The 14,909-nt window shown below is 41.6% G+C and carries 29 protein-coding genes; all 29 read right to left on the bottom strand.

Going from position 1 to position 14,909, the window contains the following annotated elements; all coding sequences use genetic code 11:
• Positions 1-62: 62 nt before the first annotated feature.
• On the bottom strand, positions 63-1,001 hold the full coding sequence (locus tag IGK63_RS01420) for a DNA-directed RNA polymerase subunit alpha (protein WP_008376367.1): 939 nt from the start codon (positions 999-1,001) through the stop codon (positions 63-65).
• 79 nt (positions 1,002-1,080) lie between these two features.
• Complete coding sequence (gene rpsK, locus IGK63_RS01415; protein WP_005227104.1) at positions 1,081-1,470, bottom strand: 30S ribosomal protein S11; 390 nt, start codon at positions 1,468-1,470, stop codon at positions 1,081-1,083.
• Between the two features lie 27 nt (positions 1,471-1,497).
• Entirely contained in the window at positions 1,498-1,863 is a 366-nt protein-coding gene (gene rpsM, locus IGK63_RS01410; protein WP_005227102.1) for a 30S ribosomal protein S13, read from the bottom strand.
• Positions 1,864-1,880: 17 nt separating this feature from the next.
• Entirely contained in the window at positions 1,881-1,997 is a 117-nt protein-coding gene (gene rpmJ, locus IGK63_RS01405; RefSeq protein WP_002288710.1) for a 50S ribosomal protein L36, read from the bottom strand.
• Between the two features lie 32 nt (positions 1,998-2,029).
• On the bottom strand, positions 2,030-2,248 hold the full coding sequence (gene infA / locus IGK63_RS01400; RefSeq protein ID WP_002288695.1) for a translation initiation factor IF-1: 219 nt from the start codon (positions 2,246-2,248) through the stop codon (positions 2,030-2,032).
• 188 nt (positions 2,249-2,436) lie between these two features.
• The gene (locus tag IGK63_RS01395; protein ID WP_005227100.1) at positions 2,437-3,081 is read right to left on the bottom strand and encodes an adenylate kinase; all 645 of its coding nucleotides are present in this window, start codon (positions 3,079-3,081) and stop codon (positions 2,437-2,439) included.
• A gap of 60 nt (positions 3,082-3,141) precedes the next feature.
• Positions 3,142-4,437 (bottom strand): preprotein translocase subunit SecY, encoded by a 1,296-nt coding sequence (gene secY, locus IGK63_RS01390; RefSeq protein ID WP_005227099.1) that lies wholly within the window; start codon positions 4,435-4,437, stop codon positions 3,142-3,144.
• Positions 4,437-4,877: a 50S ribosomal protein L15 gene (gene rplO / locus IGK63_RS01385; protein ID WP_003128016.1), complete on the bottom strand. Its 441-nt coding sequence runs from the start codon at positions 4,875-4,877 to the stop codon at positions 4,437-4,439. The genes secY and rplO overlap by 1 nt, the downstream gene beginning before the upstream one ends.
• Before the next feature lie 40 nt (positions 4,878-4,917).
• Entirely contained in the window at positions 4,918-5,097 is a 180-nt protein-coding gene (rpmD, locus tag IGK63_RS01380) for a 50S ribosomal protein L30 (RefSeq protein ID WP_003128015.1), read from the bottom strand.
• 13 nt (positions 5,098-5,110) lie between these two features.
• On the bottom strand, positions 5,111-5,611 hold the full coding sequence (gene rpsE, locus IGK63_RS01375) for a 30S ribosomal protein S5 (protein ID WP_003128014.1): 501 nt from the start codon (positions 5,609-5,611) through the stop codon (positions 5,111-5,113).
• Positions 5,612-5,631: 20 nt separating this feature from the next.
• Entirely contained in the window at positions 5,632-5,988 is a 357-nt protein-coding gene (gene rplR, locus IGK63_RS01370; protein WP_005227097.1) for a 50S ribosomal protein L18, read from the bottom strand.
• Positions 5,989-6,045: 57 nt separating this feature from the next.
• Complete coding sequence (gene rplF, locus IGK63_RS01365; protein WP_005227095.1) at positions 6,046-6,582, bottom strand: 50S ribosomal protein L6; 537 nt, start codon at positions 6,580-6,582, stop codon at positions 6,046-6,048.
• A gap of 31 nt (positions 6,583-6,613) precedes the next feature.
• Complete coding sequence (gene rpsH, locus IGK63_RS01360; protein WP_005227093.1) at positions 6,614-7,012, bottom strand: 30S ribosomal protein S8; 399 nt, start codon at positions 7,010-7,012, stop codon at positions 6,614-6,616.
• A 32-nt stretch (positions 7,013-7,044) separates the two neighbouring features.
• Positions 7,045-7,230: a type Z 30S ribosomal protein S14 gene (locus IGK63_RS01355; protein WP_003128010.1), complete on the bottom strand. Its 186-nt coding sequence runs from the start codon at positions 7,228-7,230 to the stop codon at positions 7,045-7,047.
• 18 nt (positions 7,231-7,248) lie between these two features.
• Positions 7,249-7,788 carry a 50S ribosomal protein L5 gene (gene rplE / locus IGK63_RS01350; protein ID WP_005227088.1) on the bottom strand — a complete coding sequence of 180 codons (540 nt, stop codon included), beginning with the start codon at positions 7,786-7,788 and terminating at the stop codon, positions 7,249-7,251.
• 27 nt (positions 7,789-7,815) lie between these two features.
• On the bottom strand, positions 7,816-8,127 hold the full coding sequence (gene rplX / locus IGK63_RS01345; RefSeq protein ID WP_005232526.1) for a 50S ribosomal protein L24: 312 nt from the start codon (positions 8,125-8,127) through the stop codon (positions 7,816-7,818).
• Between the two features lie 35 nt (positions 8,128-8,162).
• Positions 8,163-8,531 (bottom strand): 50S ribosomal protein L14, encoded by a 369-nt coding sequence (gene rplN / locus IGK63_RS01340; protein WP_003128006.1) that lies wholly within the window; start codon positions 8,529-8,531, stop codon positions 8,163-8,165.
• Positions 8,532-8,591: 60 nt separating this feature from the next.
• Positions 8,592-8,858 (bottom strand): 30S ribosomal protein S17, encoded by a 267-nt coding sequence (gene rpsQ / locus IGK63_RS01335; RefSeq protein ID WP_005232528.1) that lies wholly within the window; start codon positions 8,856-8,858, stop codon positions 8,592-8,594.
• A 24-nt stretch (positions 8,859-8,882) separates the two neighbouring features.
• Positions 8,883-9,071, bottom strand: a complete 189-nt coding sequence (gene rpmC / locus IGK63_RS01330; RefSeq protein WP_005232529.1) for a 50S ribosomal protein L29 — start codon at positions 9,069-9,071, stop codon at positions 8,883-8,885.
• Positions 9,061-9,495, bottom strand: a complete 435-nt coding sequence (gene rplP / locus IGK63_RS01325) for a 50S ribosomal protein L16 (protein ID WP_005226918.1) — start codon at positions 9,493-9,495, stop codon at positions 9,061-9,063. Before rplP ends, rpmC begins: the two co-directional genes overlap by 11 nt.
• Positions 9,496-9,497: 2 nt before the next feature.
• Positions 9,498-10,154, bottom strand: a complete 657-nt coding sequence (rpsC, locus tag IGK63_RS01320) for a 30S ribosomal protein S3 (protein ID WP_005226916.1) — start codon at positions 10,152-10,154, stop codon at positions 9,498-9,500.
• A 13-nt stretch (positions 10,155-10,167) separates the two neighbouring features.
• The gene (gene rplV / locus IGK63_RS01315) at positions 10,168-10,515 is read right to left on the bottom strand and encodes a 50S ribosomal protein L22 (RefSeq protein ID WP_003127973.1); all 348 of its coding nucleotides are present in this window, start codon (positions 10,513-10,515) and stop codon (positions 10,168-10,170) included.
• Positions 10,516-10,538: 23 nt separating this feature from the next.
• Positions 10,539-10,817, bottom strand: coding sequence for a 30S ribosomal protein S19 (rpsS, locus tag IGK63_RS01310; RefSeq protein ID WP_005226914.1), 279 nt, complete (start codon positions 10,815-10,817; stop codon positions 10,539-10,541).
• Between the two features lie 42 nt (positions 10,818-10,859).
• Positions 10,860-11,693: a 50S ribosomal protein L2 gene (rplB, locus tag IGK63_RS01305; protein WP_005226912.1), complete on the bottom strand. Its 834-nt coding sequence runs from the start codon at positions 11,691-11,693 to the stop codon at positions 10,860-10,862.
• A gap of 39 nt (positions 11,694-11,732) precedes the next feature.
• A complete protein-coding gene (locus tag IGK63_RS01300; protein ID WP_005226911.1) occupies positions 11,733-12,026 on the bottom strand; it encodes a 50S ribosomal protein L23 in 294 nt (97 codons plus the stop codon).
• Positions 12,026-12,649, bottom strand: a complete 624-nt coding sequence (rplD, locus tag IGK63_RS01295) for a 50S ribosomal protein L4 (RefSeq protein ID WP_005226910.1) — start codon at positions 12,647-12,649, stop codon at positions 12,026-12,028. The genes IGK63_RS01300 and rplD overlap by 1 nt, the downstream gene beginning before the upstream one ends.
• Before the next feature lie 29 nt (positions 12,650-12,678).
• Positions 12,679-13,308, bottom strand: coding sequence for a 50S ribosomal protein L3 (rplC, locus tag IGK63_RS01290; protein WP_003127967.1), 630 nt, complete (start codon positions 13,306-13,308; stop codon positions 12,679-12,681).
• A 22-nt stretch (positions 13,309-13,330) separates the two neighbouring features.
• The gene (gene rpsJ / locus IGK63_RS01285; protein WP_003127966.1) at positions 13,331-13,639 is read right to left on the bottom strand and encodes a 30S ribosomal protein S10; all 309 of its coding nucleotides are present in this window, start codon (positions 13,637-13,639) and stop codon (positions 13,331-13,333) included.
• A 340-nt stretch (positions 13,640-13,979) separates the two neighbouring features.
• Positions 13,980-14,810: a bifunctional hydroxymethylpyrimidine kinase/phosphomethylpyrimidine kinase gene (gene thiD, locus IGK63_RS01280; protein ID WP_034872079.1), complete on the bottom strand. Its 831-nt coding sequence runs from the start codon at positions 14,808-14,810 to the stop codon at positions 13,980-13,982.
• Between the last annotated feature and the right edge of the window lie 99 nt (positions 14,811-14,909).

The raw sequence follows: 14,909 nt of genomic DNA, 5'->3' as shown, positions 1-14,909 counted from the left end.
CCTCCTTCACTTTCGAATGTTGTATCGGTCAGACGAACCGAACTAACGTAATCGAAAACGGTTTAATCGTCTTTACGTAGTCCTAAACCTAAATCATGTAATTTCACTTTGACCTCTTCAAGAGATTTACGGCCTAAGTTTCTTACTTTGATCATTTCTGGTTCAGATTTGTTTGTCAATTCTTGTACAGTATTGATTCCTGCACGTTTTAGACAGTTGTATGAACGAACAGATAAGTCTAATTCTTCGATCGTCATTTCCAACATTTTTTCTTTTTGTGTTTCTTCTTTTTCAACCATGATTTCAGCGTTTTTCGCTTCATCAGTTAGGTTAACAAAGATGTCTAAATGTTCAGTCATGATCTTCGCAGACAAACTCATTGCTTCCAATGGTTCGATTGAGCCATCAGTCCATATTTCCATCGTTAATTTGTCGAAATCATCCCGACGACCGACACGTGTGTTTTCTACTTGGTAGTTGACACGACGTACTGGTGTATAGATTGAATCGACTGGAAGAACGCCGATTGGCATGTCTTCTTTTTTGTTTTCGTCCGCTTGAACGTAGCCGCGGCCAGGTTTCACTGTTAAGCGAGCATGGAACGTAGCACCTTCAGAAACGGTACAGATATACATATCTTTGTTAAGGATTTCTACATCACTATCAACGATGATATCGCCAGCAGTTACTGTAGCAGGTCCTGAAATATCAATTTCAAGGGTCTTTTCTTCATCCCCGTACATTTTCAATGCAAGACCTTTAATATTCAAGATGATTTGAGCAACGTCTTCCCGAACACCCTTAACAGTTGAGAATTCGTGTAAAACTCCATCGATTTGAATATTGGTGATTGCCGCACCAGGTAAAGAAGATAATAAAATACGACGTAGGGAATTTCCTAGTGTAGTTCCGTAGCCTCTTTCAAGAGGTTCCACGATGAACTTGCCATAATCTTTGTCTTCATCAATCTTTGCGATTCTTGGTTTTTCGAATTCAATCATTCTTATCTATTACCCCTTTCAAAACGAAAAGTGTCTTGTTCAATGACGTATTTGTTACACTCAAAATGAGCAGCACTCATTAAACACGACGGCGTTTTGGAGGGCGGCATCCATTATGAGGGACTGGAGTCACGTCACGGATCGCACTCACTTCCAAACCTGCTGCTTGTAATGAACGAATTGCTGCTTCACGTCCAGAACCAGGTCCTTTAACTGTTACTTCAACAGTTCTTAATCCGTGTTCCATTGCTGCTTTGGTAGCTGTTTCTGCTGCCATTTGAGCGGCAAAAGGAGTAGATTTTTTGCTTCCTTTGAAACCTAATGAACCAGCTGATGACCATGCTAATGCATTACCATGAGTATCAGTGATCATTACGATTGTATTATTGAATGTTGAGTGAATATGTGCAATACCCGCTTCAATATTCTTTTTCACACGGCGTTTACGACTCACTTTTTTTGCTGCCATGAAGTTTTAACCTCCTTCACTTAGGAATTATTTTTTCTTGCCTGCGACTGTTTTAGACGGGCCTTTACGAGTACGTGCATTGTTTTTCGTATTTTGTCCACGAACTGGCAATCCACGGCGATGACGGATCCCACGGTAAGAACCGATTTCCATCAATCGTTTGATGTTTAAGTTCACTTCACGACGAAGGTCACCTTCAACTTTTAATTTATCAACTTCTGCACGGATAGCATCTGTTTGTTCATTCGTTAAATCACGAACACGAACTTCTTCAGACACGCCAGCGTCAGCTAAAATTTGTTTTGCAGTCGTGTTACCAATACCATAGATATAAGTAAGTGAAACGACCACACGTTTATCACGAGGAATATCTACTCCTGCAATACGAGCCATATTTGTTACACCTCCGATTATCCTTGACGTTGTTTATGTTTTGGATTTGCTGGGCAAATCACCATAACGCGTCCTTTACGACGAATTACTTTACAATGTTCGCACATTGGTTTTACTGATGGTCTTACTTTCATGATAATACCTCCTGTGGTTTTACGGAGTACAATTATTTAAAGCGATAAGTAATGCGGCCACGGTTCAGATCATACGGGGATAATTCCACCGTTACTTTGTCTCCAGGTAAAATACGAATGTAGTGCATCCGAATCTTACCAGAAACGGTCGCTAGAACTTGGTGTCCGTTTTCCAATTCTACTTTAAACATTGCATTCGGCAAAGTTTCGACGACTGTACCTTCGACTTCAATCATATCTTCTTTTGCCACGCACAGTACCTCCTTGTACTTGTGATTTTCACACGATAAAATGGCGGAAACTCGGTTCCCACCTGATATTCTCAAACTATGCTCCTACTTAATAAAAAGTAGAAGTCGGACTGACATATTCTATCATATCCTGTCAAAGATTTCAAGAGAAAGTTTTAAGCTGCAAGTTGGACTCGGGCAATCTATGATTAGTCAATGATCTTTTGAACATCTTCGAATACAGCGTCGATGTCGCGATCCCCATCAATCGATTGCAATAACCCTTTGTCTTTGTAATAAGTCAAAATTGGTTCACTGCTTTTGATATTGACAGCTAGACGATTTTTGACCGTCTCAGGCTTATCATCTTCACGCTGGTAGAAGTCATGACTTCCACAACGATCACATGTTCCTTCCTCTTTGGGAGGATTGAACAATTTATGATAAGTTGCCCCACAATTGCGGCACATGAAGCGGCCGGCTAAACGTTCTACAAGAACTTCTTCAGGAACATGAATATCAATAACGGCATCAAGTTTTTTGTTAAGGTCAGCTAGCATCTCATCTAACGCTTTTGCTTGATCCAAAGTACGAGGAAAACCATCTAATAAGAAACCTTTCTCGGTATCAGGTTCAGCTAAACGTTCTTTAACGATCCCATTTGTAACCTCATCAGGAACTAATGCGCCTTGATCCATGTATGATTTTGCTTTAAGGCCTAGTTCTGTTTCGTTCGCCATCGCAGCCCGAAACATATCGCCTGTTGAAATATGAGGAAGACCGTATTCAGCAACGATACGTTCTGCCTGAGTACCTTTTCCAGCACCAGGTAATCCCATTAAAATGAAGTTCATTCTAATTCCTCCTGTAAGTTTTTGAATAGTGTTGAGGAAATCCTCAACACTTCAATAACTTTAATTGATGAAACCAGTATATTTCCGTTTCAGCATAAGCCCTTCTAACTGCTTGGCAGTATCAAGTGCCACACCGATAATGATCAATAGACTCGTTCCACCTAGTCCGATCGATTGCGGTAAATTCCAAGCCATCTGAGCGATGATTGGAAGTAAAGCAACCAATCCTAAAAAGATCGATCCAACCGTGCTTAATCGCATCAACAAACGCGATACATATTCTTCTGTTCCTTTACCAGGACGCACACTCGGAATGTAACTTCCTTGTTTTTGCAAGTTTTCCGCTAATTTCTCAGGGTTCACTTGAACAAATGCGTAGAAGAAGGTAAACGCAACAATCAAGACAGTGTAGATGATCGCACCCGGTACAGTGTTGTAACTAAAGATCGTTTGCACCACTTCGTACCAAGTTTCTCCTCTATATGAACTACCTAATGCTTGAATGATCGCATTTGGTGTTGTAATAAAAGAACTGGCAAAGATAACTGGGATAACCCCGGCAGCATTTACTTTCAAAGGAAGGTAACTGCTGGTAGGCGCTCCTGCTACCCGTTTTGTATATTGGATCGGAATCTTGCGTTCTGCCTGTTGAACATACGTTACTAAAGTAATGACGATCAACACAGCGATCACAAGCAGCGCCATAAAGATAGCATTTAGCCAGATATCCGATTGATCCACGTTAATGAAGTAATCTTCAATCAATTCTTTGATGCTTGCTGGTAAGCGTGAAATGATCCCCGCAAAGATGATCATTGACACACCGTTTCCGATACCACGCTCGGTGATCTGCTCTCCTAACCAAGTGACTAACATCGTTCCGGCTGTTAAAATCAGTCCGATCACGATATAGGTTGCCATATTAGGATTGTTTACAAACCCGAGTTGAGTGTAATAGTTAAATCCAGCCGTTAATGTCATGGATTGGACAAAGCCTAATACCAACGTCAAGTAACGTGTTGCCTGATTTAATTTCTTACGACCCACTTCACCTTGTTTCGACCATTCAACAAATTTAGGGACGATATCCATCTGCAACAACTGAATGACAATTGAGGCAGTGATGTAAGGCGAAACCCCCATCGAGAAAATCGAAAATTGTTGCATGGCGCCACCACTTACCAAATTCAACATGTTTAAAAATGGTAGATCCGCGATGGTATTTAGGCGACTTGCGTCTACGCCTGGCACAGTAATATGTGTTCCCAGACGAAAGACAAACAAGATTAAGACGGTGAACAATATTCTGGATCTAATATCCTTAACCTTAAAGGCATCCTTCAATAGTCTGATCATTAGATCACCTCGATTGATCCACCAGCAGCAACGATAGCTTCTTCAGCTGCTTTTGAGAATTTAGCTGCTTTCACAGTCAATTTCTTCGTTAATTCTCCGTTAGCTAATACTTTGATTCCAGCTTTTTCGTCTTTGACGATTCCAGCTTCGTGTAAAGCAACAGGTGTTACTTCAGCACCGTCTTCAAAGCGGTTCAAGACATCAAGATTGATGACTGCATATTCTTTGCGGTTCACATTTGTAAAGCCACGTTTTGGTAAACGACGGAACAATGGTGTTTGTCCACCTTCGAATCCTAGACGTACTCCGCCGCCTGAACGAGCTTTTTGACCTTTTTGTCCACGTCCAGCTGTTTTACCGTTACCAGATGAAGTTCCTCGTCCGACACGGTTACGTACTTGGCGTGAGCCTTCTGATGGTTTTAATTCATGAAGTTTCATAGGTTTGGCACCTCCTTAATCAAACTAGATCTGCTGATCCTTAGACCTCTTCAACGTCCACTAAGTGAGAAACAGTGTTAACCATGCCTTTGATTGCATCATTAGCAGGTTTTACAACTGTTGAATTCAACTTTGTAAGACCTAACGCTTTTACAGTATCACGTTGGTTTTGGGGACGTCCGATAATACTGCGTTTTAAAGTAATTTTCAATTCAGCCATTATAGTGTCCTCCTTAACCGATTAATTCTTCTACTGATTTGCCGCGAAGTGCTGCCACTTCTTCAGCGCGTTTTAATTGTTTTAAACCTTCAACTGTTGCGCGAACAACGTTGATTGGTGTGTTAGAACCTAAAGATTTAGATGTGATATCAGCTACCCCAGCTAATTCCAATACGGCACGAACTGGTCCACCAGCAGCTACCCCAGAACCTTCTACAGCAGGTTTCATAAGGATGCGTCCGCCGCCGAATACACCGATAACTTCGTGAGGGATTGTAGAACCAACCATTGGTACTTCCACCAAGTTTTTCTTCGCGTCTTCGATTGCTTTACGGATTGCTTCTGGTACTTCTTGCGCTTTACCAGTACCGAAACCTACGTGTCCGTTTTTGTCACCGACAACAACTAATGCAGCAAAACGTAGACGACGTCCACCTTTAACAACTTTAGTTACACGGTTGATCGCAACAACGCGGTCTTCTAATTCCAAATGTTTTGGATCAATATAAACCATGAATGGTGTTCCTCCTTCTCTTAAAATTCCAGTCCATTTTCGCGAGCTGCTTCAGCTAAAGCTGCTACACGGCCATGGTAAAGGTATCCACCACGGTCAAAGACTACTACTTTAATACCTTTTGCTGCTGCACGTTCTGCGACTAATTTACCGACAGCTTGTGCTTGTTCAGTTTTTGTTGCACCTGAAACTTCTTTGTCTAAGGCAGAGGCACTTGCTAGCGTCACACCCGCTACGTCATCAATTACTTGTGCGTAGATGTTTTTGTTCGAACGGAACACGTTTAAGCGTGGGCACTCAGCAGTACCAGAGATTTTGTTACGTACACGACGATGTCTTTTCTGACGTGTCTTGTTTTTATCTGGTTTTGTAATCACAATTTGTCACCTCTTTTAATTTTGCTAGCCTAAGCTGCTAGTCGTAAAGAATTACGACTATTTACCAGTTTTACCTTCTTTACGGCGTACAAATTCGCCAACATAACGAATTCCTTTGCCTTTGTAAGGTTCTGGAGGACGAACGCCACGGATATTGGCAGCCAATTCGCCAACGACTTCTTTATCTGATCCTTTAACGATCACAGAAGTGTTTGAAGGAACTTCGATTTCGATTCCAGCTGGCGCTTCGATTTCAACTGGATGAGAGTAACCAACGTTCAATACAAGTTTTTTCCCTTGTAATTGAGCACGGTACCCAACCCCGATTAATTCTAACGCTTTTTGGAAACCTTCAGAAACACCAACAACCATGTTGTTGAAGTTTGCACGGGTAGTTCCGTGGATAGTTTTCATTTCTTTACTATCATTTGGACGAGTGAATGTTACTTCGTTTCCTTCGATATTCATTGTGATATCAGAAGAGAAAGTACGTGTTAATTCACCTTTAGGTCCTTTAACTGTAATGTCGTTTCCGTTTTGCTTGATTTCAACACCAGCAGGAAGAACGACGATCTTATTACCGATACGACTCACTTAGAGGCACCTCCTTGTGGAATATTTTAAATTACCATACATAAGCGACTACTTCGCCGCCAACATTTTTTGCTCTAGCTTCTTTGTCAGTGATTACACCGTCAGAAGTTGAGATAATCGCGATTCCTAGACCATTCAATACTTTTGGTACTTCGTCAGCTTTGACATAAGCACGCAAGCCTGGTTTAGAGATACGTTTTAAGTTTGTGATAACACGTTCACCGTTTTTACCGTATTTAAGAAATACGCGGATCACGCCTTGTTTGTCATCTTCAATGTATTCAACATCGCGGACGAAACCTTCACGTTTCAAGATTTCAGCGATATCACGTTTGATTTTTGAAGCAGGTACTTCTAGGCTTTCGTGTTTAACCATGTTTGCGTTACGCACGCGCGTTAGAAAATCTGCAATTGGATCTGTCATGACCATGGGATAATTTACCTCCTTTATGCGAGTATAGTTTACCAGCTAGCTTTCTTCACGCCGGGAATTTGTCCTTTATAGGCAAGTTCGCGGAAGCAAATACGGCAAAGATGAAATTTACGATAAACTGAATGTGGACGTCCGCAACGTTCACAACGAGTATATTCTTGCGTTGAGAATTTAGCAGGGCGTTTGTTTTTAGCAATCATTGATTTTTTAGCCACGTAGTTCGCCTCCTTTTTTTATTTTTGGAATGGCATGCCTAATTGTGTCAACAATTCACGAGATTCTTCATCTGTGTTTGCTGTTGTTACAATCACGATATCCATACCACGTACTTTGTCGATCAAATCATAATCTACTTCAGGGAAAATCAATTGTTCTTTGATACCTAAAGTGTAGTTTCCGCGTCCGTCGAACGCTTTTTTGCTCACACCGTGGAAGTCACGGACACGTGGCAATGACACACTTACTAGTTTATCTAAGAATTCATACATTCTTTCGCCGCGTAGAGTTACTTTCGCACCGATTGGCATTCCTTCACGCAAACGGAATCCTGCGATAGATTTTTTCGCTTTTGTGATCAATGGTTTTTGACCTGAGATCAATTGTAATTCTTCAACAGCTTTGTCTAAGTTTTTAGCATTAGAAACAGCGTCACCGACACCCATGTTGATAACGATTTTATCAACTTTTGGTGCTTCCATGATTGAGCTGTAGTTAAATTTGTCCATTAATGATGGGACAACTTCTTTTGAATATTTTTCTTTAAGGCGGTTCATCTGTTAGCCCCTCCTTCCTTCATCAGATTATTTATCAAGAACTTCTCCGGTTTTCTTAGAAACGCGGACTTTTTTGCCGTCAACTTCTTTGTAACCGACACGCGTAGCTTCACCGTTCGATGGATCAACCACCATCACGTTAGAAACATGAATTGGTGCTTCCATTTCAACGATTCCGCCTTGAGGAGCAGTTTGAGAAGGTTTTTGGTGTTTTTTGACAACATTGACACCTTCAACAACGACTTTGTCATTTTTAGGAAACGCTGCTAGCACAACGCCTTCTTTGTTTTTGTCTTTACCAGTGATAACTTTAACTTTATCGCCTTTTTTAACAAACATGTTTGTTTCGCACCTCCTTTAGATAAGAATCACTATTACAATACTTCTGGTGCTAGGGAAACGATCTTCATAAAGTTGCCTTCACGCAATTCGCGGGCAACTGGGCCAAAGATACGAGTTCCACGAGGGCTCTTATCGTCACGGATAATAACCGCAGCATTTTCATCGAATTTGATGTATGAACCGTCTGTACGACGAGCTCCTGATTTAGTACGAACGATAACGGCTTTAACGACGTCACCTTTTTTGACAACCCCACCTGGCGTTGCTTGTTTAACCGTAGCAACAATCACGTCACCAATATTGGCAGTTTTACGACCAGATCCGCCAAGGACTTTGATCGTTAGAATTTCACGGGCACCTGAGTTGTCCGCCACTCTTAATCGGCTTTCTGCTTGGATCACGATGTGTATCCTCCTTTCAGATTTTGCAATTCACAATCTATATAGGAAAATCTCGTGTGATTAGATAATCACTGCCTTTTCAACAATCTCTACTAGACGGAAACGTTTCGTAGCTGATAATGGACGAGTTTCCATAATTTTCACGATATCGCCAACTTTTGCTTCGTTGTTTTCATCGTGTGCTTTGTATTTCTTAGAATAGTTCAGACGTTTGCCGTAGATAGGGTGGTTTTTCTTTGTTTCAACGACAACAGAGATAGTTTTATCCATTTTGTCTGATACCACGCGACCTTGGTAAACTTTGCGTTGATTTCTTTCTTCAGTCATACGCTAAATGGCCTCCTTCCACTATTACTTAACTTGTTCACGCAATACTGTTTTAATGCGTGCAATCGATTTACGTACTTCTTTGATACGTGCAGTGTTTTCTAATTGACCTGTTGCTAATTGGAATCTAAGATTGAACAATTCTTCTTTCAATTGTTTTTCTTGATCTAGCATTTCGGCAGTGGTTAATTCTCTGATTTCTTTAACCTTCATTCGATTCACCACCCATTTCCTCACGTTTTACGATCTTCGTTTTCACTGGTAATTTGTGAGAAGCAAGACGTAGCGCTTCGCGCGCAACTTCTTCAGGTACACCGGCAATTTCAAACATGATTTTACCACGTTTAACTGGTGATACCCATCCTTCAGGAGCCCCTTTACCAGAACCCATACGTACCCCGATAGCTTTGGCAGTATAAGATTTGTGAGGGAAAATTTTGATCCATACTTTCCCGCCACGTTTCATATAACGAGTCATTGCGATACGGGCAGCTTCGATTTGACGGTTTGTGATCCAGTGTGATTCAACAGCTTGTAAGCCGTATTCACCGAATGCTACTTCTTTTCCGCCTTTCGCTTCGCCACGCATTTTTCCGCGGAACTCACGACGGTGTTTTACACGTTTAGGTACTAACATGTTTATTTCCCTCCTTTCTCAGTGTTCTTTTTAGTTGGAAGAACTTCTCCACGATAAATCCACACTTTAACTCCTAGTTTTCCGTATGTTGTATCTGCTTCTTCCCATGCGTAATCAATGTCCGCACGTAATGTATGAAGTGGAACTGTTCCTTCTGAGTAACCTTCTGAACGAGCGATATCCGCACCATTTAGACGGCCAGAAACTTGTGTTTTGATTCCTTTAGCGCCAGAACGCATTGTGCGTTGGATCGCTTGTTTTTGAGCACGACGGAAAGCAACACGGTTTTCTAATTGACGTGCGATTCCTTCGCCTACTAATTTAGCATCTAAATCTGGTTTTTTGATTTCAACGATGTTGATGTGAACTCGTTTGCCAGTTAGGCTATTTAATTCTTTTCTTAGGTTTTCGACTTCAGATCCGCCTTTACCGATAACCATACCTGGTTTAGCTGTGTGGATTGAAATATTCACGCGGTTTGCTGCACGCTCGATCTCAACTGTAGACACAGCGGCATCAGCAAGTTTAGATGCGATAAATTTACGGATTTTCAAATCTTCATGTAGAAATTCAGCATACTCTTTTTCAGCATACCATTTAGCATCCCAGTCACGGATGATGCCTACACGCATTCCAATTGGATGTACTTTTTGACCCACTGATTGTCCCTCCTTATTTTTCTGATACGACTACAGTAATATGACTTGTACGTTTGTTGATCGGTGAAGCTGAACCTTTCGCACGTGGACGGAAACGTTTCATCGTTGGTCCTTCGTTTACGAATGCTTCAGAAACAATCAAGTTTTCAACATCTAAGTCAAAATTATTTTCTGCATTGGCAATAGCTGACATCAAGACTTTCTCGATGATTCCAGCTGCTTTATTTGGTGTGAACTTTAAGATCGCGATTGCTTCAGCAACGCTTTTCCCTCTGATTAAGTCAATAACTAGACGAGATTTACGAGGAGAAACGCGGACTGTTTTAGCAGTTGCTTTCGCTGATGTGATTTGTTCTGCCATTTTTGGATATCCTCCCCTCAAAATTAGCGTCTTGTTTTCTTATCATCGGCAGCATGTCCGCGATAAGTTCTTGTTGGTGCAAATTCACCTAATTTGTGTCCTACCATGTCTTCTTGGATGTAAACTGGTACATGTTTCCGTCCATCATACACAGCAATTGTAAATCCGATAAAATTAGGGAAAATTGTAGAACGACGTGACCAAGTTTTGATCACTTTTTTCTTTTCAGCGCCTTCTTGTGCTTCGACCTTTTTCATCAAATGGTCATCGACAAAAGGTCCTTTTTTCAAACTACGACCCATGGTGTACCTCCTCTCAAAATGTGCGACACACGGTCAAGTATATTACTTAGTTTTACGACGACGAACGATAAGTTTGTCTGATTTTGCTTTTTTGTTACGTGTTTTGTAGCCAAGTGCTGGTTGTCCCCAAGGAGAAACTGGTGCTTTACGTCCGATTGGTGCTTTACCTTCACCACCACCGTGTGGGTGATCATTAGGGTTCATTACGCTACCACGTACAGTTGGGCGTTTGCGCATCCAACGAGAACGACCGGCTTTACCGATGTTGATCAATTCGTGTTGTTCATTACCAACAGAACCGATTGTTGCACGACATGATGCTAAGATCATCCGTACTTCACCAGAGTTCAAGCGGATCAATACGTATTTGCCTTCTTTACCAAGTACTTGAGCACTTGTTCCAGCTGAACGAATCAATTGTCCACCTTTACCAGGTTTCATTTCGATGTTGTGGATAACAGTACCGACTGGAATGTTTTCTAGTGGTAATGCATTCCCTACTTTAATATCTGCATCTGGACCAGAAACGACAGTCATGCCAACTTCTAATCCTTTAGGTGCTAAGATGTATGCTTTTACTCCATCCTCGTAATGTACTAACGCAATGTTAGCAGAACGGTTTGGATCATATTCAATCGTTTTAACCGTAGCAACGACGTTGTCTTTGTTACGTTTGAAATCGATCAAACGGTATTGACGTTTGTGACCGCCACCTTGATGACGAACCGTGATACGTCCGTTGTTGTTACGACCAGCATTGTTTTTCAAAGGAGCTAACAATGTTTTTTCTGGTGTTGAAGTTGTGATTTCAGCGAAATCAGAACTTGTCATATTACGACGGCCGTTCGTGGTAGGTTTGTACTTTTTAATCGCCACGTCTTTTTCCCTCCCATGTAAAATTTATGCGTGAGTTGCTTATTCAGCAGCTTCGAAAATTTGGATTTCTTTAGAATCTTCAGTTAAAGTCACAACAGCTTTGCGACGTTTTTTTGTATATCCTGCATATTTACCCATGCGTTTGAATTTAGGACGAACGTTGATGATGTTCACGTTTGCCACTTTCACTCCGTCAAAGGCAGCTTCTACAGCTTGTTTTACTAAAGTTTTGTTAGCTTTTGTGTCCACTTCAAAAGTGTATTTCTTGTCATCCATGGCAAGCATTGATTTTTCAGTGATCACTGGGCGTTTAATAACGTCTAGTAAGTTCATTATGCAAGCACCTCCTCGATCTGAGTAAGAGCAGTTTGTGTCACTAACATTTTGTCGTTAGAAACGATGTCTAGCACACTAATGTTATCAGCAGTAACTACAGAAACTTTTGGCAAGTTGCGCGCAGATAAAGCGGCAAAGTCGTTTTCAGATTCTAAAACTACCAATACTTTAGAGTCAATTGTCAAGTTAGCTAAAACTTGTTTGAATTCTTTTGTTTTTGGAGCATCAAAGCTTAATCCTTCTACTGCTACCAAGTTATTTGAAGCAACTTTTTCTGACAATACAGATTTCATTGCTAAGCGACGAACTTTTTTAGGAAGTTTGTAGCTGTATGAACGTGGTGTTGGTCCGAAGACTACGCCACCTCCACGCCATTGTGGTGAACGGATTGAACCTTGACGGGCACGTCCAGTTCCTTTTTGGCGCCATGGTTTACGGCCACCGCCACGAACGGCACTGCGGTTTTTCACAGCGTGTGTTCCTTGTCTTAATGAAGCGCGTTGCATGATGATTGCATCATAGACAACTGATTCATTTGGTTCGATTCCGAAGATTTCTTCGTTCAATGTAATTTCGCCATTTTGGCTTCCATCTTGTTTGAATAATGCTACATTCGGCATTCCTTAGTTCCTCCTTTCTTCCTATCTACTTATTTAGCTTTCACAGCTGATTTGATTGTAATCAATGATTTTTTCGCGCCAGGTACATTACCTTTGATCAAGATAACGTTGCGTTCTGCGTCTACGCGTACGATTTCCAAGTTTTGGATCGTGATGCGATTTCCGCCCATACGTCCAGCAAGACGTTTGTTTTTAAATACACGGTTAGGTGCAACTGGACCCATTGATCCAGGACGACGGTGATAACGAGAACCGTGAGCCATTGGTCCGCGGCTTTGTCCGTGACGTTTGATAACGCCTTGGAATCCTTTACCTTTCGAAGTGCCGGTTACATCGATGATGTCTCCTGCTTCAAAAATATCAACTTTGATTTCTGATCCTACTTCTAAGCCCTCTAGCTCTACATTCTTGAATTCGCGAATGAAGCGCTTAGGAGCCGTGTTTGCTTTTGCAACATGACCTTTCGCAGGTTTGTTAGACAAAACTTCACGCATATCTTGGTAGCCGACTTGAATTGCTTCGTAGCCGTCATTTTCGATTGTTTTCACTTGTAGCACTACGTTTGGTGTAGCTTCTACTACAGTTACTGGAATCAATTCGCCAGATTCAGTGAAGATTTGAGTCATTCCCACTTTTTTCCCTAAGATTCCTTTGGTCATGATTACACCTCCATCTTAATTATTATAGTTTGATTTCGATATTAACACCGCTTGGCAAGTCTAGCTTCATTAAAGCATCAACAGTTTTTGGTGTTGGATTCACAATGTCGATTAGACGTTTGTGTGTACGCATTTCGAATTGTTCGCGTGAATCTTTGTATTTGTGCGTCGCACGGATGATCGTGTACAAGCTGCGTTCAGTTGGTAATGGAATTGGACCAGATACGCCAGCTCCAGTTCTCTTTGCAGTTTCTACGATTTTATCCGCTGATTGATCTAAAATACGATGTTCATACGCTTTTAAACGGATACGAATTTTTTGTTTTGCCATTGTTTTCCCTCCTTCGCCTATTTTGAAAAGTAGACATAGCTCCACGAAAATTTTCCGTCACGCTCGTCCATGGCAAAGCGTCCGGGCGTGTCGCAACCTCTCGTTTCGTAGCCGGCAGAAAATTTCTTTGCTGCCAGTGTGACTTACGTATTTACGTAAACAGCACCTTTATGATTATATTACGGATAAACATTGATTGCAAGCTTTTTTTATGGAAAAACCGGGATTCTTTTGCATTTCTTTCAGAAAATTTTCTTTTGTTTTCGAAACACAAAAAAAGAAGCGTTGCCCGCTTCTTTTAAGTGCTTCTTCAATTCCTATTTATATAGAAGAAAACCTGCTATTGCGGCGCTTCTTCCTTCATACGGTCTTGGGCGTGGGTATAGGCACCGTGCCACACATGACCCACATAAGGATTGATGACCACGCCTTCTTTGATTGCTGCTGTGACAAAGGCTTTTGCTAAGCGAATACTTTCCATGACGGGTTTGCCTTTTGCAAGACCCGCAGCGATCGCTGCTGAAAAGGTGCAGCCTGCTCCGTGATTAAAATCGGTAGCGATTTTGTCACTTTCCAACAGGAGGAAGGATTCTCCATCATAAACAAGGTCGATGGCTTTTGCTCCTGGCAAGCGATGACCGCCTTTGATCACGACGTATTTAGCACCTAATTGATGGATTTTTTCAGCAGCTTGCTTCATGGCTTCCACACTCGTCAAATCACCCAAACCTGAAAGAATCCCCGCTTCTACTAAATTAGGGGTGACAACATCTGCTAAAGGCAACAAATGCGTGATGATGGCATCGACACTTTTTGGCTGTAAGATTTCTGCAGTCCCTTTGCAAGCAATGACGGGATCGATCACCACATTTTTAACTTGCTGTTGTTGAATCATCTTCCCTGCTTGCACAATATTGTCTTCATTGCCTAACATCCCCGTTTTAAGGGCATCCATCGGATCACCTGCAAAGGCGGAGATCAATTGCTTTTCAACAAGCGCTGGTTCCATTGCCGTTACTTCATGGCTCCAACCCGCTTGTGGATCCATCGTGACGATCGAAGCAATCGTGGCAAAACCAAAGACACCATACTCCTGAAACGTTTTTAAATCTGCTTCGATACCGGCACCTCCGGTTGAATCAGACCCGGCAATTGATATTACTTTTTCCATCTTCCTCATCTCCTTGTGCTTTTTGCTAAGTATAGTCAATCTTCCCCTTGACGAAAAGAGCCATTTGGCTTATTTTTAAACCATCCAATTGAAAAAGGT

Source organism: Enterococcus sp. AZ040 (assembly GCF_050499185.1).
GTDB classification, from domain to species: domain Bacteria; phylum Bacillota; class Bacilli; order Lactobacillales; family Enterococcaceae; genus Enterococcus_D; species Enterococcus_D entomosocium.
Note: the sequence above shows the minus strand (reverse complement) of the source record. Positions and strands in the feature narration are given on the sequence as shown.